The organism is Pseudarthrobacter sp. TAF60_1, assembly GCF_052113505.1.
Classification (GTDB): domain Bacteria; phylum Actinomycetota; class Actinomycetes; order Actinomycetales; family Micrococcaceae; genus Arthrobacter.
In genome coordinates, this window is record NZ_JBFRDI010000001.1 from 377,291 (window position 1) to 397,173 (window position 19,883).

Here is a 19,883-nt window from a genome sequence, read left to right on the forward strand (position 1 = left end):
GGGGGCGGACACTAAGTCATGGTGAGCACCCCAAACGGCCCTGATCGGATTGGCCCCGGCACTCCGGGCCACGATGATGCTGCCTCCGGGGAACTGACACGCCGGCGGGTCATCGCGGTCCTGCTGTCGCTTCTGCTGGTGGCCGTGGTGGCCGTATCCTCCCTGGTCTTCAACCGCCCGCCTGCGCAGGTTGCCGTCCCGGCAGCCACATTAACCGCGGCCCCAACGCCCACCCAGTCGGGGACGCCTTCCACGCCGGCACCCGCGCCTACGCCGCCGCCCGAACCCATCGCCGAGCTCAGGGCAGTGGCCATGAACATCCTCCTGATCGGCAGCGACAGCCGCGGCAATGCCAGGGAGCAGGCGGCCATTACCCAGTCCACCGGCGCGTACCAGGACCAGCGATCCGACAGCCTGATGCTGGTCCACGTCCCGGCAGACCGCCGGAGCGTGCACGTGGTCTCCATCATGCGGGACCTGTATGTAAACATTCCGGGCTACGGCACCTCCAAAATCAACGACAGCCTGCTGGTGGGCGGCATCCCCTTGGTGGCCAAGACCGTTGAGGACCTCATGGGAATCCCCATCGACCACACCCTCATGCTGGACTTCAACGGTTTCCGGGCACTCACGGACGACCTTGGCGGCATCGATGTGGACGTCGCCCTGCCGTTCCAGTCCACGCACGACACCGAGCACGTCTTTACCCCGGGCATCAACCACCTCGATGGCCAGGCGGCGCTGGAGTTCGTCCGCGAGCGCTACGCCTTCGGAGACGGCGACTACCAGCGGGTCCGGAACCAGCAGACGTTCCTCCGTGCCATCCTCACGCGGCTGACCCGCGACGGCGCCCTCCGCGACGTCACCGCCGTGCGGGCCCTGGTGAACTTCGCCGGAAACTACCTCACCGTGGACCAGGGCTTCGATCCCGTGGGCGTGGCCGTCCTCGCCTACGCGATGCGCGGAATCAACCCCAACAGCTATGTGTCCCTCACGCTGCCGACGGCCGGGCCGGGCATAGCCGCCGGCGGAGCCTCGGTGATTTTCCCTGACTACGACGGGATCGCCCAGGTGGCCGCCGCGATGCGCGAAGGGCGCCTGCCCGAGTACATATCAGCCCGCTGACGGCGGAGCTGTTCCGGCGCGGGAGCTGTTCAGACGCGGCACATCCGGCGTTCACCTGAGGGTGGGCGCCCGTGTGCCCGCTGCGTGAAGGGTGGAGGCATGACTGAACTTTCGCGCCGCACCATTGTCAAAGGGTCCGTCCTCGCCGCCGCACTGGCTGCCGTACCCACCGCAGCCCAGGCCGCCGCACCCGGCAGCCCCACGCCGTCGGGCATCCCGCTTGTCCGTAACCGGCTCACCCTCCCCAGCGGGATCGCCACCGGCGACGTCACCGCCGATTCCGCCGTGCTGTGGTCGCGCGCCTCGGGGCCCGGCAGGATGCTGGCCACCCTCCGGGCCGTGGACGACGGCGGCGCCGCGCTGGGCGGGCGGGGCGCCTTTGAGCGGACCCTCCGCGGTCCGCGCGCCACGCAGGCCTCCGACTTCACCGCCAAAATCCATGCCGGCCACCTCCCCGCCAACACCCGCTTCAGCCTCGAAATCAGCTTCGAGGACGAGGACGGCGCCGCGGGCGAAACCATCAACGGCACCTTCCGCACGGCACCGGACACCGGGACCTTCAAGAGCGGCGCCAACGGCAAGGGCGGCACCAACGGCAAGGGCGGCACCAAAGCCGACGGCTCGCCGTCGTCCGTCCAGAGCTTTGTCTGGACCGGCGATACCGCCGGCCAGGGGTGGGGCATCAACGAGGAACTCGGCGGGATGCGCGGCTACCAGGCGATGCACAACACCCGTCCGGACTTCTTCATCCACTCCGGCGACACCATCTACGCCGACGGCCCCATCGCCGCAACGGTGGTGGAACCGGATGGTCAGATCTGGCGCAACCTGGTGACGGAAGAAGTGTCCAAGGTGGCCGAAACCCTCACCGAATTCCGCGGCCGGCACCGCTACAACTCCATGGATGCCAACATGCGTGCCATGTTCGCGGACGTCCCGGTGATCGCCCAGTGGGATGACCACGAGACCCACAACAACTGGTACCCGGGACAGATCATCGACGACGCCCGGTACACCGTCCGCGACGTCAACACCCTCGCCGCCCGCGGCCGTCAGGCCTGGCAGGAGAACATGCCCATCGCGGACAGTTCGGCGCTGTGGCGCCCGGGAACGTTCGACGACGGCGGGCAGTACCAGCCGGCGCGCATCTACCGGAAGATCAGCCGCGGCCCGCAGCTGGACATCTTCTGCCTGGACATGCGCACCTTCAAGTCCCCGAACACGGACGGGAAAGAAGCGTACGCCACGTCCATCCTGGGCCAGGAGCAGGTGGACTGGCTGATCCGCGAAGTGTCGAAGTCCAAGGCAACATGGAAAGTCATCGCAGCCGACCTGCCGCTGGGCATCGTGGTCCCGGACGGCCCGGTGAATGAGGAAAGCGTCTCCAACCGCGATCCGGGCGCCCCGTTGGGCCGTGAGTTGGAGATCGCCGGCGTGCTGAGCGCGTTCAAGCGGAACAACGTGAAGAACATCGTGTGGCTGACGGCCGACGTGCACTACTGCGCCGCCCACCACTACTCGCCCGAACGTGCGGCCTTCACGGACTTCGATCCGTTCTGGGAGTTCGTGGCCGGTCCCATCGCCGCGGGGTCCTTTGGGCCCAACGCCATGGACGGCACGTTTGGCCCGGAGGTCGTTTTCTCCAAGGCGGGCCGGTCTGCGAACCAGTCCCCGCGCGACGGCGAGAGCCAGTTCTTCGGGCACGTGCAACTGGGTGAGGACAACTCCTTCACGGCCAGCCTCCGCAACGCGAACGGCGTCACAGTGTTTTCGAAGGTGCTGACCCCGGAAAAGTAGCCGGCTGTCCCGGGCGGGCCGTGGCGGCCCGCCTGGGATCCCTTTAGCTGCGGGTGGGGTCCGGGTGCAGGGGCGTCGGCCCCGGGTCCGGGATGGGCAGGGGGCCGGGAGGCTCCGGCGTCGGAACGGGGCTGGGCCTGGCTGGTCCCGGGTGGCCGGGATGGCTGGGGTCCGGGGTTAACGGGTCGGGCCCGGGCTCGGGTGGAAACGGCTCGGGTTCGTGCACTGGCGGGATGGTCATTCAGCTTCCCCTCTCACGCTGGGCGGATGCGCCTTTGCGTGATCAGGATACGCCCGCCCCCTTCACGCGATCTACGGCCGGACGCTCTCTCACTTAATGGGCGAAATTCCCGGACGCTCTCTCACTTAACGCGGCAAATCCCAGGACGCTCTCTCACTGCACGACGCCGGAGCACCGGAAAGTGATAGAGCGTCGGTCAAAAACCCGCATTAAGTGAGAGAGCGTTGGGCAGTGCGGCGGCGGCGCGTTGCGAGCAAACCCCCTACGCGGGGCGGCGCAGGTGGTGCGGTTGGTAGGCCGAGGCACGGCCGAGGTCGTCGGCGTCGTGCATGGCGCGGACGGCGAAGGCCACCACCAGGCGGGCCTCGGCGGCGTCTGTGGACCGGATGGTCAGGCTGCGGGTGCCGGCCGGCACGGAAGGGGTGAACACCTGCAGGTTCCGCGAGCCCACGCTGGCCGAATCCTTCAGCGTGTAGACCGTGCCCCAGTGATCCTCGACGGTGATTTCGGGGACCGCGGCGCCGGCAGCGGATTCCACATGTATGTTGACAACGAGACAGGTGCTCCAGACCTCCACGGAGAGCACCGTGAAGTCTGCGGCCTTGGTCATGTGCAGCCCGAACGTGGGCGGCAGAAGCATCTGGCGGAGGGTGCCTTTCGGTATCAGGTTTCTCATTATCGACCCCAATTAACAAAGTGTGCTTTTAATTACCGCGCGGTAACGAAGCCCTGTCAAGGGTCTGGCCGGGCACTTTGTGGGATGCCACATTGATCGTTATACGGACCGGAAAGTGGGTACGCCCCCAGTACGGTTCTGCACTGGCAGGACGGACGTCGATGGGGTGGTTGGTCTTGGAAAACAGCGGTTTGACCCAGGCAGCGCGGCAGGCCGGGGCGGTGGAGCTCATCCTGGTCCGGCACGGCGAAAGCGAAGGCAACGTGGCGGCCACGGAGGCCAGCCAGGCCGGCGCGGACGTGATCGACGTGCCGGCCCGCGACGCGGATGTCACCCTTTCCGCTACGGGGCAGGACCAGTCGCTCGCGCTGGGCAGGGCCTTGGCTGCGATCACTGAGGAACTCCGGCCCGATGCCGTGGTGTCGTCCCCGTACGTCCGGGCTCATCAGACCGCGGAGATTGCCGTGGAAACCGCCCGCTGGCCCGTTAAAGTCCGCACGGACGAGCGCCTCCGCGACCGTGAACTTGGCATCCTGGACATGCTCACCCGCCAGGGCGTAGAGCGCCGGCTCCCGGAAGAAGCCGAGCGACGGCGGTGGCTGGGCAAGTTCTACTACCGTCCCCCCGGTGGCGAGTCCTGGGCAGACGTTGTGCTGCGGCTGCGCTCCGTCCTTGACGAACTGAACAGCCCGGCCGGCGGGCAGCGGGTGATGCTGGTGTGCCACGACGCCCTGATCCTGCTGGTCCGCTACGTCCTGGAAGGGATGACGGAAGCGGAACTCCTGGACCTGGCCGCCAGTACGTCGATCCTCAATGCGTCCATCACCCGCTATATGCGCCCCGAAGGGCACGGCCCGTGGACGCTGGAAAGCTTCAACAGGGCGGACCATCTGACCGCACAGGGCGTCGAGGTCACCGAACACGCCGGGGATGCCAATGTCCACCCCCGGTAGCCAGTCTGCCGGTGGCGGGACAGGCCCGGGCGGGGACGGCCACGGCGGAACGGCGCCGGGCGGTCCGGGAGGTCCGCAGGCGACTCCGGTGACGCCGTCGCTGCTGCGCGGCTGGCCGCTGCCGTCTGCCGGGGAGGACAAGTACTCCCGCGGCGCGGTGGTGGTGATAGGCGGCGCCCGTGCCACGCCAGGCGCCGCCCTGCTGGCCGGACTCGCAGCGCTCCGTGCCGGCGCCGGGAGACTCACCATGGCCGTCGCCGAATCTGTGGCCGCGCAGCTGGCAGTCAGCTTCCCGGAGGCGGGCGTCGTCGGACTTCCGGAAACGAGTGACGGTTCGGTGCGGGGCTCGGGGCTGGACCCCGTTTTCGGGGATCTCGAGAGCGCCGACGCTGTTCTGGTTGGGCCCGGACTGGACGATGCAGACCGCACGGAGGACCTGCTGAGGACTCTGCTGGAAAGGGATCACGACGGCGGCAGCGCCGGCGCGGGTTCCGGAACCGGCGGTGCCACCATCATTCTGGACGCTTACGCCCTGGGCTGCCTGCCCAGGTTGGGGAATGATCTGCAGCCGTGGCACGGGCGGCTGATCCTCACCCCGAATCCAAAGGAGGCAGGGATCCTGCTGGGCCGGGAGCTGGACCAACTCGAATCCGGGGTGCGCGAGATTGCCGGGCAGTACCAGGCGGTGGTCAGCTGTCAGGGATTCATTGCGCGCCCACCCGGCGGGCAGGCTCCGGAAGGTCCCGAACTCTGGGAGATCACTACCGGCCACGGCGGTCTGGGCACATCCGGGAGCGGGGATGTACTGGCCGGAGCCATCGCCGGGCTCCGTGCACGGGGCGCCAGCGACGCCCAGGCCGCGTGCTGGGGAACCCACCTTCATGCGGCCGCCGCCGACAGGCTCGCCAGCCGGCTGGGTCCGCTGGGATTCCTGGCCCGCGAACTAACCGATGAACTGCCGGCGCTCATGCTGGAACTGGGAACCTGATCCCTGCTTCTTCCTCAATGCCCGCGGTGGCTTGGCCCTTTTCGGCGACCGGTATCCGCAGCGTCAGCACGCCGCCGTCGTACGCTGCCTTGACGTGTTCCACGTCCAAGGTGTCACCGACGACCAACTGGCGGCTGAAAGTTCCGCGCAGCCGCTCATAGGGATGGCCCCCGGCGAGGCCGGGGGCCACCTTATCGGGAGGGTCACCCGCAACTGCCGATGCGCGATCTGGCGCTGTGGCGTGCCCAAACGGCTAACCGCCCTCAAGAGGCAGATGAAAAAGAACGCGTCCGGATCCTCCCGGTAATGCTGTTTTAGCACCGCATGAAGGGCGGTTCAAGGGGTTCCCGCCGGTAACTTTCCCAAAGCTTCTACGGCACCTTCAACGCCTCATGTCCCGCAGGGGAACCGATTGACGGGGCAATTCCCAGCAGTGCCAGAACAAGGATCAGTTCCAACGTACCGAGCCCGAAATAGAGGCTCTGCAGCCAGGAGTATCCGATCATCGCCACCTCGGTGAAGATCCAGATGATCATGGCGAAGCCCGCAACCGCAGCCACCAACAAAGCCCAGGGACGCCGCGTAACCAAGCCAAAGGCGGCGGCCGCGTGCGTGCCCCCGACGACGATGCCCAGAATGAGCCCCAGCACAACGGAGGACGCGAACCAAGTACCCGCCAGATGTTCCAACGGGACACCCGCGCCGCCAAAGGCAATGGCCAGTACTGCACCCCCAAAAGCTGACAGGGCGTTGAAGATCAGGAGGGCGACGAGTCCGCCCGAGAATGTTTTGCTGGAAATCGGGAGACTCACAAGGGTCCTCATGGGCTGACTGTAGCCCCACACACCAATGACCAACAGGGACCATCGGCACCCTGCCCAGTAGGGGCCTCAGTGAGAGAGCGTCCGGAAAAATCCCCCATCAAGTGAGAGAGCGTCCGGGGGGAGGGGGCGGGGCTACCCCGGTAGCGAACGGGCGTGCCCTTTGCTGGCGGGGGTATCTATATTGAAGGCATGACTCAGACTCCGCTGCAGGATTCCGCCACCGCTTCCATCACGCCGCCGGTCGCCAAGAAGGTCCCCCACGAGCGGACCCACCACGGCGATACCTTCGTGGACAACTACGAGTGGCTGCGCGACAAGGAATCCGCCGAAGTGGTCGAGCACCTCAAGGCTGAGAACGCCTATCAGGAGGCGGTCACCGCGCACCAGCAGCCGCTGCGCGAGGCCATCTTCCAGGAAATCAAGGGCCGAACGCAGGAGACAGACTTGTCTGTCCCGAACCGCAAGGACGGCTGGTGGTACTTCAGCCGCTCGGTCGAAGGCAAAGAATACGGCATCCAGTGCCGCGTCCGAGCCCAGGACACCGGCAACCCCGTAGCCGACTGGACTCCCCCGGCGGTAGAGGCCGGCGTCGAAATCCCGGGCGAGGAAGTGCTGCTGGACGGCAACGTCGAGGCCGAGGGCAAGCCCTTCTTCTCCGTGGGCGGCTCCGCCGTGACCGTGGACGGAAACCTCTTCGCCTACGCCGTGGACAACGCCGGCGACGAACGCTTCACCCTGCACATCAAGGACCTGCGGACCGGCGAACTCCTGCCGGACGTCATCGAGAACGTCTTCTACGGCGTCAGCTTCTCCCCCGACGGCACGCGCATCTTCTACACAGTGGTGGACGATTCGTGGCGCCCGTACCAGGTCAAGTCCCACGTCCTGGGCACGCCGGTCACCGACGATGAGGTGATTTACCAGGAGGACGACGTCGCCATGTGGCTCGGTTTTGAGCTCTCCTCGGACCGGCGTCACCTCGTGCTGGGCATCGGCTGCTCCGAGTACAGCGAGACCCGGCTGCTGCGTTTTGATGACCCGACGGCGGCCCTGACCACCGTTATTTCGCGCGACGAGCGCGTGCTCTACGAGGCCGAACCCTTCCTGCTCACCGGCCCTGACGGCAACAAGCAGGAGCGCATCCTCATCACGCACAACCGGAACGCCGTGAACTCCATGGTCTCCCTGGTTGACCCGGCCGAGCTCACCAAGCCGCTCGCCGAGCAGCACTGGAGCACCGTCGTCGAGCATTCCGATGACGTCCGGGTCAACGGTGCGGGGGTCACCTCCACGCACCTGATCGTCTCGGTCCGCAAGGACACCATCGAGCGGGTCCAGGTGATGGGGCTTTCGGGGCTGGGAACCCCCGCGCAAGAGGCGCCTGTGGAGCCCGCGTTCGACGAGGAGCTGTACACGGCCGGCGTCGGCGGATCCGACTATGAGGCGCCGGTGATCCGGTTGGGGTACACGTCCTATTTCACGCCGTCGCGCGTCTACGACTTCGTCCTTCCCACCCCGGCACAGCCCGTCGGCGAGCTGCTGCTCCGCAAGGAAAGCCCGGTGCTGGGCGGCTATTCCGCTGCTGACTACGTCGCCACCCGGGAATGGGCGGACGCCGCGGACGGCACCCGCATCCCGCTCTCCGTGCTCCGGCACAAGGGCATCAAGCAGGATTCGACGGCGGCGGGCCTGGTTTACGGGTACGGCTCGTATGAGCTGAGCATGGACCCCGGTTTTGGCATCGCGCGGCTGTCGCTGCTGGACCGCGGCGTGGTGTTTGTCATCGCCCACATCCGCGGCGGCGGCGAGCTGGGCCGGCACTGGTACGAGGACGGCAAGAAGCTCACCAAGAAGAACACCTTCACGGACTTCGTGGCTGCCACCGACTGGCTGGCCCACTCGGGCTGGGTGGACCCGTCCCGGATTGCGGCGATGGGCGGATCGGCGGGCGGGCTGCTGATGGGGGCCGTGGCCAACCTCGCGCCGGAAAAGTACGCCGCGGTGGTGGCCCAGGTGCCGTTCGTGGACCCGTTGACCAGCATCCTGGACCCGGAACTTCCGCTGTCCGCTTTGGAGTGGGAGGAATGGGGGAACCCCATCACGGATCCTGAGGTGTACGCCTACATGAATTCCTACTCGCCCTACGAGAATGTGCGGGAGGTGGCCTACCCGAAGATCGCCGCGGTGACATCCTTCAACGACACCCGCGTCCTGTACGTGGAGCCGGCCAAGTGGGTCCAGGAGCTGCGGAACAAGACCACCGGCACCGAGCCCATCGTCATGAAGATCGAGATGGACGGCGGCCACGGCGGCGCCTCAGGCCGGTACGTGCAGTGGCGCGAGCGGGCGTGGGACTACGCGTTCATCGCCGACTCCCTCGGCGCCACCGAGCTGATACCGGGGGCCGGCCTGAAATAACCCCACTCGATGGAGTCCGGAGGCCTGGAACGGGTTTCCTAAAAAGCTAGCCATGCTTACTATTGTCTGATGCAGTGCTGTCCGCTGGGGGCAGATCAACCCGCGCCGGACTTGAGGTGACGTGAGCATGGTTTCCCAGCACATCGGGTGCGGCGTCAGGCCCGGAGCCACGGGCGCGGACCCCTATCTGATCCTGACGGCAGTCGTCGGCGACCTGACCCGCAAGGCCCGGCAAAATCCGGTTGTCCTGGCCGTCCTTACGGCGCTTGCCGTGGCTGCCCTTTGGGCCGCGCTCACCGCGGCTTGGCCGCCCGACGGCCGGGCGTACGGAACGGTGCAGCAATACGAACGACCAGTGGCAGACACCGCCGCCACGCCGAGAGTTGCGCAGTCCGCTGAGGCGCTCCGGGGTGGGAAACCTGGCAGCACCGTAGCACTGTTGCCCGCCCAGGCGGCCCGGCCGAGGCCGGCGGACTCCCAACTCAGCATGGTGCTGATGCCCGCCGCCAGCACGGCCGAGCCAACTGAACCGGATGCTCTTCCGGATGCTCGTCCCGCCGAACCAGCTGAACCGGATGCGCTTCCAGCTGAACCTGATGCGCTTCCGGGCGGGGAAACTCCGGAACCGTCTTGGGCGTTCCCTTTCGACCGGCCGAATGCCCCGGAGGAGGACGGCAACCAGGCCCTCGCCGTGAACACCACTGACGGCTCGGTGACCTACAGCGCAGAGTTCGCTTTGGTCTGGGCGGAAGCTGGCCACCCTGTGGCCACGAGGAACGAAGCATACGCCCTTGCCAACTGCACAGGCTGTGGGGCCGTGGCCGTGGCGTTCCAGGTGGTCCTCATTGAGGACCCACCCGACGTCATAGCTCCGCAGAACCAATCCGCAGCCGTGAACTACAACTGCCAGGGATGCAATACTCATGCGCTGGCCAGCCAGTTGGTCCTAGCCGTGGACCCCGGGCTGAGCGATGACGGGACAGAGCAACTTTCAGCACTGTGGGCCGAAATCGACGAGTACGGCAGCAACCTCGAAGACATACCGCCGTCGGAGATCCAAGGCCGGCTGGAGGAGTACAAGGGACAGATCATCGACGTCATCCAGGCCGATCAGGGTGCCGACGAGGACGGCACCGACGGACCAGCAGAGGCGTGCGACCCCGGCTCCATGTGAACCCCGGCTTGGCGCGGCCGAAGCCCGGTGGTGCCAAAATTTGATCATCATGCTTACTATTGACCGTCACTAGGCACGTCGGGGGAAAGTTGCTCACTGGGGGCAGCAGGCCCGGTGCCGGAGCTGGAGTCAATCATGAGTACTGAAAACGCCATGAACGGATTGTCCAACGAGGAACTGCTGGCCGAGGGCGCCACTGCCCTGCCGGACAAGGAAGTCGCCTCCGTCCTGGACCTGAACGCCGACCTGAATCTGGGCATCAGCGCCGCGGCACCGATCGACCTCGGCGTTGCCGCCAACGCCAACGTTGCGGCTCCGATTGACGCTGCCGCGTCCGCAAACGTTCTCTCCTTCGGGTCCGACTCGCAAGCCCTCGCCGACCAGGGAACCCTCATCAACCAGGGCATCACCGGCGACGCCACGGCGCACTCAGTGCAGGACAGCACCATTGACCAGGGCACGGCCGACGCCGGAACGGCACCTGCCGCGGCAGATGCGGCTGCCGCGCCGGCCGCCACGGATCCGACTGCCGGGGCCGCCGCCGATCTGGGCGCCGCAGTGCCGACGGATCTGTCCGGAGCTGCCGGTGCCGCGGGTGCCCTCAACGGCAACCTGCTCAACGTCGACGTGAACCTGGACGCCAATGCAGGCATCGCCGCCCCCATCAACGGTGCAGTGGCCGCCAATGCCAACGTTGCCGCGCCCATCGACGCCGCAGTGGGGGCCAACATCGGCTCCATCGACAGCCAGGCGTACGCCGTGGCCCATCAGGACGCCATCATCAATCAGGACATCCACGGCAACGCCACAGCTTCGGCTGACCAGCAGTCCGACCTGACGCAGTAGCGCCTGGATGACCACCATGCACGGAGGGCCGTCCCCGCAGGGCGGCCCTCCGGACCTGTCCCCTGCCGGTGCCGCGTCACGTGGCGACGCAGGCGCGGAAGCCGGCCACACGGCGTCGTCCTCCCTTGCCGCGGGCATCCTGCCGCCGCCGGCGCTGGCGGACGGCGTCCAGCTGATCGGTGAGACAAAGGGCTCAGGCTACAAGCAGGCCCCGTCCCTGGTCCGGCGTGCAGACGGACAGACCCTGCAGCTGACGCGCCTGCTCTACCTGGTACTCGAGGCCGTGGACGGCCGCCGCAGCGTAGAAGAAATCGCCGAGCTCACCGGCGGGAAATTCGGCAAGCAGGTCAGCGCAGACAACGTCCGGACTCTGATCGACTCCCAGCTGCTACCCCTCGGCCTGCTGCGGCTGGCAGACGGCTCCCAGCCGGAAGTCAGGAAAGCCAACCCGCTCCTGGGTATGCGGTTCCGCTACTCCGTCACGGATCCGGAACGCACGCGAAAGCTCACCGCACCGTTTGGCGCCCTGTTCAACCCGCTGATAGTTGTGGCCGTGACGGCGGCATTCCTCGCCACCTGCTGGTGGGTGCTGATGGTCAAGGGGCTCGCCTCAGCCACCCATGAGGCATTCGCCAATCCGGGCCTGGTGCTGCTGATCCTCATGGTCACTGTGCTCTCCGCCGGTTTTCACGAGTTCGGACACGCCGCCGCTGCCCGCCGCGGCGGCGCAACGCCGGGTGCCATGGGCACCGGCCTCTACCTGATGTGGCCCGCGTTTTACACTGACGTCACCGATTCCTACCGGCTGGGCCGTGCCGGCCGGATCCGCACCGACCTGGGCGGCCTGTACTTCAACGCCATCGTGGCCGTGGCCATCATGGGTACCTGGTGGGCCACCGGCTTTGACGCGCTGCTGCTGGTGGTGGTCACCCAAATCGTGCAGATGGTCCGGCAACTGCTGCCCATGGTCCGCTTCGACGGCTACCACATCCTCGCCGACGTCATCGGAGTCCCCGACCTGTTCCAGCGCATCAAACCGACCCTCCTGGCGTTGATTCCCTGGCGGAAAACAGACCCCGAGGCCGAGCTCCTGAAGCCATGGGCCCGGGCCGTAGTCACCGTGTGGGCGCTTGTCACTGTTCCCCTGCTGGTTTTCAGCATGGTCACCATGGTCATCGCGCTGCCCCGGATCCTCGGAACCGCCTGGGACAACGGAGTGAAGCAGCAGGCCGCGCTGGTCAGCAGCATCGGGGCGGGTGACTTTGCCGACGCCGCCGTGCGGGTGGTGGCGATCCTCTGCATTGCGCTGCCGATCTTGGGGATCTTCTACATCCTGCTGCGCCTGGGTCGCCAGCTCGTCACGGGCCTCTGGCAGAAAACCCGGGGCAAGATGCTGCAGCGCGGCGTCGCAATGGCCGCCGTCCTGGCCGTGGCGGCGGGCCTCGCGTGGGCCTGGTGGCCCGGTTCCGGGACCTACCGCCCGGTGCAGCCGTACGAACGCGGAACCCTGACTGATGCCACGACGGCGGTATTCCCGGCCGGTTCGTCCAGTACTTCCCTGCGGGAGGGCCAGGCCGGGAGGACTGTGGCGTTGTGGCCCGCGGGCGCTGCGAAGCCCACGCGGGAACAGCCCCAACTGAGCATGGTGCTGGTGCCGCACCAGGGTGCCGCCGCCAGCGCTCCGGAAGCTGGCGCTGGAACCGCCGCGCCGCCTTCGTGGGTGTTTCCCTTCGACCGGCCCGCCGCACCCGACGACGGAAACAACCAGGCGCTTGCCGTCAACACCACGGACGGTTCCGTGGTGTACGACGTTGCCTTTGCTCTGGTCTGGGCCGATGACGGCAATCCCGTGGACACCCGCAACGGGGCCTACGCCTTCGCCAGCTGCGCCGACTGCGCCGCCGTGGCCGTGGGCTTCCAGGTGGTGCTGATCGTGGGCCAGGCGGATGTGATTGTGCCGGAAAACCTGTCCGCCGCCGCGAACTACAACTGCGTCCGCTGCCTCACGTATGCGCTGGCCAACCAACTGGTGCTCACGCTCGACGGGCCGCTGAGCCAGGACGGCATGGCCCGGCTGAATGCCCTGTGGCAGCAAATCGCGGATTACGGGCGGCACCTGGCGAACGTCCCCCTCTCCGAAATCCAAGGCAAGCTGAACGGGTTCAAGGAGCAGATCACCGCGATCATCAAAGCCGACCCCAGCGCCACGAAGGCCGGCACCGCAACTGCTACCCCCACGCCCACACCGGGCTCGACAACGCAGCCCTCCCCCGGCTCCACGGCACCAGCGCCGCGCCCCACCGGCGGCAGCGCGGCTACAGCGCCGCCCGCTCCACCGCCCACAGCGCAAGGGACGCAGCCTGCTCCAGGCGACACGCCGCCGTCGTCCGTTGCCACTGCTGAGGCGCCGGCCCTCCCGACGACGGGTAGTGACGGAACGTCACCCGCCGCTGGTCAACCCACCCCATCGATTGCTCCGTAACGTCCCTTTTGGGTGCATAACGGCCGTTACGAAGCAATGGGTGGGGCTCCAGCCCGTGACCCGCGATACTAACCATGCTTACTATTGGGTGCAGCTTGTTTCCCACCCCGGGCCGAAGGAGCAGACATGTCTGACGCCACGCACCACGAGGTCCTCATCATCGGCGGCGGCAACGCAGGAATTTCCCTGGCGGCACGACTGCACCGGTACGGCGTTCGTGACATCGCCGTCGTCGAACCCAAAGACCACCACCTGTACCAGCCGCTCTTTTCCCACATCGCCGGCGGCAAGGCCAAAGCGGCCGAGGCTATCCGGCCGCAGGCCTCCGTCACTCCCCCGGGCGTCGAGTGGATCCGGGACGGAGCCCTGGTGATCAACGCCGTAGACAACATCGTCACACTGAACTCCGGCGAGCAGATCACCTACGGCCACCTGGTGGTCTGCCCGGGCCTGCAGCTGGACTGGGACAAGATCCCGGGCCTCGAAGCGGCGGCCCATTCGCCCTTCGGCTCCTCACACTACGAGTTCGATCTCGCCGCCAAAACCTGGACCCTGCTGAGCAGCCTCACGTCCGGCACCGCAGTCTTCACCATGCCGTCCGGACCGGCCAAGTGCGCCGGTGCCGCCCAGAAACCCATGTACCTGGCCTGCGACTTCTGGAAGGAACACGAAGTCCTCGACAACATCCGGGTGGTCATGGTCCAGCCCTACCCCACCGTTTTTGGCGTCCCCGGCGTTGATGACGAACTGAACCGGAAGATCGCCGAATACGGTATCGAACTGCGCCTCAACAGCGAACTGACAGCCGTGGACCCCCTCGGACGGACCGTGCTGGTCCGCGATAACGCGGCGGGTAGCATCGAGGAGATCCGCTACGACGTCCTCAACGCGGTTCCGCCGCAGACGGCACCGGACTGGCTCAAGGCCACGGACCTGCCGGCACCGGGCAATCAAGGCGGGTTCGTGCAGGTGGACCCGGAAACCCTCCGGCACGTCCGCTACCCCAATGTCTGGTCCCTGGGGGACGCCGCCGCAACCGCCAATTCCAAGTGCGGCGGCGCACTGCGCAAGCAGGCCAAGGTCCTGGCCAAGAACCTCGTGGCTGCCCGGAAGGGAAGGCCCCTGACGCAGAAGTACAACGGCTACGCGGTGTGCCCGTTCACCGTCTCCCGCTCAACCGTGGTGTTCGCCGAGTTCGACGCCGACTACCGGCCCATGCCCACCATCCCCAAGGTGCCCACATGGAAGGAAAGCCGGGTGTCATGGGTGGTGGACCGCGATGTCTTCCCGCAGGTCTACTGGAACCTGATTCTCAAGGGCCGGGCGTAACTGCCTTCGCGCCCCTTCAACGCGCGTGCCATTCATCCGCCAATATCGCATAGACCAGCTCGGTGGCCCACTCGCCCTTGTAGTGCCATTTGTCCACGTGCCGGGCCTCGAGCCGCATGCCGAGCCGTTCGCATAGGGCGGCCGAGGCAGAGTTGAGGGCGTCAAGCCGCGCCTCGATGCGCTGGAAGCCCAACTCGCCGAACCCCAATTCCAGCATTGCCGCCGCCGCTTCGCTGCCGTATCCCTTGCCGCGCGCCTCCGGAGCCAGGCTCCAGCCCACTTCGGCCTGTCCGCGGCCCGGCAGCCATTTGAGCACCACCTCGCCAAGGAGGCCGGAACCATCCGCGGCCTCGATGGCCAGGCAGACCCAATCGCCCTCCTTGTCAAAGCTGAAGTTGGCGTACTTGCCCACGGACTCCATCGACTTGGTATAGCTTTTCGCCGGCCCGGGGAGGAAACGGGCGGTCTCGGGCAGGGACTGGTAGGCGTGGAAGGCGTCCAGGTCGCGGCCCTCGAAACGGCGCAGTGTTAAGCGGGCAGTGCGGATCGGCAGGGTGATTTCCGGCATGAAGTGAAGGCTACGCCATGCTCCAACCAGGCTCGATCAAAACTGACAGACTGTCACTGTGGCAAAGGGACCTCATCGCATATTTCCGGTCGCGGCTCCCGGCGTGGGCAAAACCTTCACGGTCCCGCCCAAAACGGCACCGCTGACACTCGGCCGCGCCCGGACAACGGCCGGCTTCATTCTCGCCGTGCTCCTACCGGCACTCGCCACCCTCATGCTTTCCCTTGCACCGGACCTCAACCTGGCCACGCACGTGCTGGTCCATCTCACGGGGGTGATGGCGGTGGCTTTCATCGGAGGCCTGTGGCCTGCGGTGGTGGCCACGCTGCTGGACTCCCTGCTGCTCAACTACTTCGAGACGGACCCGGTGGGGACGTTCAGCGTCAAGGATCCGCAGAACATTTTCTCGCTGCTGGTCTTCCTTGGCTCGGCAATTGCCGTGTCCCTGCTGGTGGGGCTCTCGGCCAGGCGCGCCCGCGAGGCCGCCCGTGCACGGTCCGAGGCAGCCACTCTGGCAGGTCTGGCCCGGGATGCGCTGATCGAGGACGATACGGTGGCGGCTTTCCTGACCAAGGTCCGGAAAACGTTCCAGGTCCAATCCGCAGGGCTGTATACCCTGCCTGCGGACGACCTGCGTGCGGATGGCCAGCGTGCGGACAGCCAGCCTGCGGACGGCCTGCCTGCGGACGACCTGCGTGCGGATACCGGCGGAGGCTGGACGTTGCAGGCATACTCCGGCCAGGCGCCGCCCCCGCCCCCGGGTTCCCATGACCCCGCCGCCGCTGTTGAACTGGCGGACCCGGCCACTGCACTGGTGGTCGCCGGGAGGGCCCTGACCGAGGCAGACCGGCGGCTGATGAAAGCCTACGGTTCCCATCTCCTCTTGCTGCGCCAACGTCAGTCGCTCCAGCTCAAGCTGAGCGAGACGGCAAAGCTGGCCGAGGGCAACAGCATCCGGACGTCCATTCTGCGCGCCGTCAGCCATGACCTGCGGACACCCCTGGCAGGAATAAAGCTTGCCGTCACGGCCCTGCGGCGGCAGAATAAGCGGCTCCCGGCGGAGGTCCAGGCCGAAATGCTTGAGACCATCGAGTCGTATTCGGACCGCCTCGAGTCGCTGGTGGGCAACCTTCTCGACATGTCCAGGATTTCGAGCGGATCCGCGGCACCGCTCACGGCGCCTATTACCTGGCGGGATGCCATCGAAGAAGCGCTCCGAGGCATCCCCGCCGGCGGAATCAGGGTGGATCTCGCGCCGAACATGCCCCTCATCGACGCCGACCTGGGCATGCTGGAGCGGGTCATCGCCAACATTGCGGAGAACGCTTTGAAATATGCGCCGGGCTCTGACGTCGTCATTGTGGGTCCCGCCAGCGGCCCTGTAATGGCCACCATCGACGGACGCCCCTGCGGCGAACTGAGGATCGTGGATCATGGCCAGGGAGTTCCCGCTGCGAATGTCATCAGCATGTTCGAACCCTTCCAGCGTCTCGACGACGCTCCGGAGGGCATGGGAATCGGCCTGGGCCTGGCCGTCGCAAAGGGTTTCACCGAGGCAATGGGCGGGCAGTTGGCCGCCGAACCGACCGCGGGAGGGGGCCTGACCATGGTCATCCGGCTCCCCCTCTCCACGGGGCCTGAGACCGGACACCGCAATTCCCGCGATGACGGACGTTCCACAGGAGTGGGCGGGCGATGAGAACAGTCCTCGTCGTCGACGATGAAGCCCAGCTCCTGCGGGCGCTGCAGGTCAACCTGCATGCCGAGGGGTACGCCGTGCTCACCGCACTGGACGGAGCCGATGCCCTCCACCACGCCGAGAACAGCCGGCCGGACATCATCGTGCTCGACCTCGGCCTGCCGGACATCAACGGAGTGGACGTCATTACCAGGATCCGCCGGACCAGCAGCACGCCCATCATTGTGCTGTCTGCCCGGCACGGATCCGTGGACAAGGTCCGGGCCCTCGACGCCGGAGCCGACGACTACGTGACCAAGCCGTTCGGGCTGGACGAGCTCCTTGCCCGGTTGCGGGTGGCTGAACGCCGGCTCAGTTCCTCCGACGGCGGCGAACAACCCGGGACCATCGACGTCGGGGATTTCCAAGTGGACCTGGCCAGCCACAAAGTGACCCGCGACGGAGCCCCGGTACGGCTTACCCCGCGGGAGTGGGCCATCCTGCAGTTGCTGGTCCGCAACCCCGGGAGGCTCATCACGCAGCAGCAGATGCTGGCGAAGATCTGGGGCCCGGGTTACAGCAACGAAACCCACTACCTGCGGGTGTACATGGGCCAGTTGCGCCGCAAGCTTGAAGCCGACCCGGCCCGGCCCAGGCACCTGCTCACCGAAGCCGGCATGGGGTACCGCTTCGAGCCGTAAATGATTCGTCAATAATTTCCTCTTTCGCGGGCCGCCATTTTCCGCCGGTGTTAGCTTCGGAGTGTGATCTCGGGTGCGTGTGTGCGGCCCGGAAAGGACTCCATGACCACGTTGAGCAGGACCCCCACCGACCCGTCGGCCCGGCCCCCGCGCGGCAAAACTGCCCTGCGAAACTGGCTGCTGTTTGGCCTCCAGGACAGCAAGGGCGCCCACCAGGGTCCGCATGGGGTGACCACCGCCCACGAGAAGAAGCACACCTGGTGGCAGGTCATGTGCCTGACCGGTGTGGACTACTTCTCCACCCTGGGCTACCAGCCCGCCATCGCCGCCCTGGCAGCAGGCGTCATCTCCCCGCTGGCCACCATCGTGCTGGTCCTGGTGACACTGCTCGGAGCGTTGCCGGTCTACCGGCGGGTGGCCGGGGAAAGCCACCGCGGTGAAGGCTCCATCGCCATGCTGGAGCGGCTCCTGCCCCGCTGGGGCGGCAAACTCTTCGTCCTGGTCCTCCTCGGCTTCGCGGCAACGGACTTCATGATCACCATGACCCTCTCCGCTGCCGATGCCACGGCCCACCTGATCCAGAACCCCCTGGCTCCGGGCTGGCTGGGGGGACAGAACATTGCCGTCACCTTGTTCCTGCTGGCGCTGCTCGCGGCAGTGTTCCTGCGCGGGTTCAAGGAAGCGATCGGCGTCGCCGTGGTCCTGGTGGTCCTGTATCTGGGGCTGAACGCCGTCGTCGTTGTCCTGACACTGGCGGAGGTATTCACCCACACCGCTGCCGTGGGCGACTGGTGGCAGGCCCTGACCACCTCACACGGCAACCCGTTCATGGTGATCGGAATCGCCCTGCTGGTCTTCCCAAAACTGGCGCTCGGCCTCTCGGGTTTTGAAACCGGAGTGGCGGTCATGCCGCAGATCCGGGGAGCCGAAACCGACACCGAGGCGAACCCCGCGGGCCGGATCAAAGGCGCCCGGCGGCTGCTGACCACAGCCGCGGTAATCATGAGCGCCTTCCTGGTCACCACCTCCTTCATCACCGTGGTGCTGATCCCGCAGCAGGAATTCGAGCCCGGCGGCCAGGCCAACGGCCGGGCCCTCGCCTTCCTGGCGCACGAATACCTCGGTGTCGGCTTCGGCACCGTCTACGACATCAGCACCATCGCCATCCTCTGGTTCGCGGGTGCTTCCGCCATGGCAGGGCTGCTGAACCTGGTCCCGCGGTACCTGCCTCGGTACGGCATGGCGCCCGGATGGGCGAAAGCCGTGCGTCCCCTGGTTCTGGTGTTCACCCTGATCGGGTTCGTCATCACCTTCCTGTTCAAGGCGGACGTCGATGCCCAGGGCGGCGCATACGCCACCGGTGTGCTGGTGCTGATGACCTCCGCATCTGTGGCGGTCACCCTCTCGGCCCGGCGCAGCCGGCAGCGCAAACGCACAGTCGGCTTCGGCATCATCGCCGTGGTTTTCATTTACACCACCATCGCGAACATCTTTGAACGCCCGGAAGGCATCCGGATCGCCGCCGTCTTTATCGCCGGGATCATCATCATCTCCCTGCTGTCCCGCGTCCGCCGCTCCTTCGAACTGCACGCCACCCATGTCCACATGGACCGGCAGGCCCTGGAATTCATGTCGGAAGTGGTGGAAGGGCCGCTGGCCATCATTTCCCACGAACCGCTCCGGATCAGCGCTGAGGCGTACGAGGATAAGCTCACCTCGGCCATCGAAGTCAGCCATCTTCCCTTGAACCACGAGGCCCTGTTCCTGGAAGTCATTGTGGACGACTCCTCCGACTTCGAGACCGAGCTGCAGGTCCACGGCGTGGAGCGGCACGGCTACCGGATCCTGGAAGTTCACGGCCCCGTGGTCCCGAACACCATCGCCTCCGTGCTGCTCCACATCAGGGACGTGACCGGGCTGATGCCGCACATCTACTTCCGCTGGACTGAAGGGAATCCGGTGACCAATCTCTTGCGGTTCCTGTTCCTGGGCGAGGGTGAAATTGCTCCTGTCACCCGCGAAGTCCTGCGGGAGGCCGTACCGGAGGTCACCAACCGCCCCTGGGTCCACGTCGGCTGAACGG

15 protein-coding genes and 1 pseudogene are annotated in these 19,883 nt (G+C 66.6%); 12 read left to right on the forward strand and 4 right to left on the reverse strand.

Annotated elements, in window-relative coordinates:
• The first annotated feature begins 18 nt into the window (after positions 1-18).
• Positions 19-1,125, forward strand: a complete 1,107-nt coding sequence (locus AB4Y73_RS01885) for an LCP family protein (RefSeq protein ID WP_441867802.1) — start codon at positions 19-21, stop codon at positions 1,123-1,125.
• Between the two features lie 99 nt (positions 1,126-1,224).
• On the forward strand, positions 1,225-2,922 hold the full coding sequence (locus AB4Y73_RS01890; protein WP_441867804.1) for an alkaline phosphatase D family protein: 1,698 nt from the start codon (positions 1,225-1,227) through the stop codon (positions 2,920-2,922).
• Between the two features lie 503 nt (positions 2,923-3,425).
• On the opposite strand, the gene AB4Y73_RS01895 is transcribed toward AB4Y73_RS01890, so the two are convergent.
• Positions 3,426-3,839 (reverse strand): hypothetical protein, encoded by a 414-nt coding sequence (locus AB4Y73_RS01895; RefSeq protein WP_441867806.1) that lies wholly within the window; start codon positions 3,837-3,839, stop codon positions 3,426-3,428.
• A 161-nt stretch (positions 3,840-4,000) separates the two neighbouring features.
• Between AB4Y73_RS01895 and AB4Y73_RS01900 the strand changes: the two genes are divergently transcribed.
• Both AB4Y73_RS01900 and AB4Y73_RS01905 read left to right on the forward strand, forming a co-directional pair.
• On the forward strand, positions 4,001-4,792 hold the full coding sequence (locus AB4Y73_RS01900; RefSeq protein ID WP_441867808.1) for a histidine phosphatase family protein: 792 nt from the start codon (positions 4,001-4,003) through the stop codon (positions 4,790-4,792).
• 88 nt (positions 4,793-4,880) lie between these two features.
• The gene (locus AB4Y73_RS01905) at positions 4,881-5,780 is read left to right on the forward strand and encodes an NAD(P)H-hydrate dehydratase (protein WP_441867948.1); all 900 of its coding nucleotides are present in this window, start codon (positions 4,881-4,883) and stop codon (positions 5,778-5,780) included.
• Here AB4Y73_RS01905 and AB4Y73_RS01910 read toward each other — a convergent pair.
• A pseudogene (locus tag AB4Y73_RS01910) lies at positions 5,758-5,937 on the reverse strand (Hsp20 family protein); the annotation flags it as partial. The gene AB4Y73_RS01905 and the pseudogene AB4Y73_RS01910 overlap by 23 nt on opposite strands.
• Before the next feature lie 214 nt (positions 5,938-6,151).
• On the reverse strand, positions 6,152-6,604 hold the full coding sequence (locus AB4Y73_RS01915; RefSeq protein WP_441867810.1) for a hypothetical protein: 453 nt from the start codon (positions 6,602-6,604) through the stop codon (positions 6,152-6,154).
• A gap of 189 nt (positions 6,605-6,793) precedes the next feature.
• On the opposite strand from AB4Y73_RS01915, the gene AB4Y73_RS01920 reads away from it, so the two are divergent.
• The 5 genes from AB4Y73_RS01920 to AB4Y73_RS01940 all read left to right on the forward strand — a co-directional run bounded on the left by AB4Y73_RS01920 (position 6,794) and on the right by AB4Y73_RS01940 (position 14,853).
• Positions 6,794-9,022, forward strand: coding sequence for a S9 family peptidase (locus AB4Y73_RS01920; RefSeq protein ID WP_441867812.1), 2,229 nt, complete (start codon positions 6,794-6,796; stop codon positions 9,020-9,022).
• Between the two features lie 127 nt (positions 9,023-9,149).
• Complete coding sequence (locus AB4Y73_RS01925; protein ID WP_441867814.1) at positions 9,150-10,196, forward strand: hypothetical protein; 1,047 nt, start codon at positions 9,150-9,152, stop codon at positions 10,194-10,196.
• Between the two features lie 135 nt (positions 10,197-10,331).
• Positions 10,332-11,042: a peptidoglycan-binding protein gene (locus AB4Y73_RS01930; protein ID WP_441867816.1), complete on the forward strand. Its 711-nt coding sequence runs from the start codon at positions 10,332-10,334 to the stop codon at positions 11,040-11,042.
• Positions 11,043-11,049: 7 nt separating this feature from the next.
• The gene (locus AB4Y73_RS01935) at positions 11,050-13,524 is read left to right on the forward strand and encodes a hypothetical protein (RefSeq protein WP_441867818.1); all 2,475 of its coding nucleotides are present in this window, start codon (positions 11,050-11,052) and stop codon (positions 13,522-13,524) included.
• Positions 13,525-13,650: 126 nt separating this feature from the next.
• On the forward strand, positions 13,651-14,853 hold the full coding sequence (locus AB4Y73_RS01940) for an NAD(P)/FAD-dependent oxidoreductase (protein WP_441867820.1): 1,203 nt from the start codon (positions 13,651-13,653) through the stop codon (positions 14,851-14,853).
• A 16-nt stretch (positions 14,854-14,869) separates the two neighbouring features.
• Here AB4Y73_RS01940 and AB4Y73_RS01945 read toward each other — a convergent pair whose 3' ends face one another.
• On the reverse strand, positions 14,870-15,421 hold the full coding sequence (locus tag AB4Y73_RS01945) for a GNAT family N-acetyltransferase (RefSeq protein ID WP_441867822.1): 552 nt from the start codon (positions 15,419-15,421) through the stop codon (positions 14,870-14,872).
• 58 nt (positions 15,422-15,479) lie between these two features.
• Here AB4Y73_RS01945 and AB4Y73_RS01950 point away from each other — a divergent pair, with 58 nt between their 5' ends.
• The 3 genes from AB4Y73_RS01950 (at position 15,480) to AB4Y73_RS01960 (ending at position 19,879) form a co-directional block, all read left to right on the forward strand.
• Positions 15,480-17,120, forward strand: coding sequence for a sensor histidine kinase (locus AB4Y73_RS01950; protein WP_441867824.1), 1,641 nt, complete (start codon positions 15,480-15,482; stop codon positions 17,118-17,120).
• Positions 17,117-17,800 carry a response regulator gene (locus AB4Y73_RS01955; RefSeq protein ID WP_441867826.1) on the forward strand — a complete coding sequence of 228 codons (684 nt, stop codon included), beginning with the start codon at positions 17,117-17,119 and terminating at the stop codon, positions 17,798-17,800. Before AB4Y73_RS01950 ends, AB4Y73_RS01955 begins: the two co-directional genes overlap by 4 nt.
• Before the next feature lie 102 nt (positions 17,801-17,902).
• Positions 17,903-19,879, forward strand: a complete 1,977-nt coding sequence (locus AB4Y73_RS01960; RefSeq protein ID WP_441867828.1) for an amino acid transporter — start codon at positions 17,903-17,905, stop codon at positions 19,877-19,879.
• Positions 19,880-19,883 lie beyond the last annotated feature (4 nt).

What these genes read in the sequence shown, in the direction of transcription:
- AB4Y73_RS01885 (WP_441867802.1), top strand. Translation starts at nt 19, where the DNA reads ATGGTGAGCACCCCAAACGGCCCTGATCGGATTGGCCCCGGCACTCCG.
- AB4Y73_RS01890 (WP_441867804.1), top strand. Translation starts at nt 1,225, where the DNA reads ATGACTGAACTTTCGCGCCGCACCATTGTCAAAGGGTCCGTCCTCGCC.
- AB4Y73_RS01895 (WP_441867806.1), bottom strand. Translation starts at nt 3,839, where the DNA reads ATGAGAAACCTGATACCGAAAGGCACCCTCCGCCAGATGCTTCTGCCG.
- AB4Y73_RS01900 (WP_441867808.1), top strand. Translation starts at nt 4,001, where the DNA reads ATGGGGTGGTTGGTCTTGGAAAACAGCGGTTTGACCCAGGCAGCGCGG.
- AB4Y73_RS01915 (WP_441867810.1), bottom strand. Translation starts at nt 6,604, where the DNA reads ATGAGGACCCTTGTGAGTCTCCCGATTTCCAGCAAAACATTCTCGGGC.
- AB4Y73_RS01920 (WP_441867812.1), top strand. Translation starts at nt 6,794, where the DNA reads ATGACTCAGACTCCGCTGCAGGATTCCGCCACCGCTTCCATCACGCCG.
- AB4Y73_RS01925 (WP_441867814.1), top strand. Translation starts at nt 9,150, where the DNA reads ATGGTTTCCCAGCACATCGGGTGCGGCGTCAGGCCCGGAGCCACGGGC.
- AB4Y73_RS01930 (WP_441867816.1), top strand. Translation starts at nt 10,332, where the DNA reads ATGAGTACTGAAAACGCCATGAACGGATTGTCCAACGAGGAACTGCTG.
- AB4Y73_RS01935 (WP_441867818.1), top strand. Translation starts at nt 11,050, where the DNA reads ATGACCACCATGCACGGAGGGCCGTCCCCGCAGGGCGGCCCTCCGGAC.
- AB4Y73_RS01940 (WP_441867820.1), top strand. Translation starts at nt 13,651, where the DNA reads ATGTCTGACGCCACGCACCACGAGGTCCTCATCATCGGCGGCGGCAAC.
- AB4Y73_RS01945 (WP_441867822.1), bottom strand. Translation starts at nt 15,421, where the DNA reads ATGCCGGAAATCACCCTGCCGATCCGCACTGCCCGCTTAACACTGCGC.
- AB4Y73_RS01955 (WP_441867826.1), top strand. Translation starts at nt 17,117, where the DNA reads ATGAGAACAGTCCTCGTCGTCGACGATGAAGCCCAGCTCCTGCGGGCG.
- AB4Y73_RS01960 (WP_441867828.1), top strand. Translation starts at nt 17,903, where the DNA reads ATGACCACGTTGAGCAGGACCCCCACCGACCCGTCGGCCCGGCCCCCG.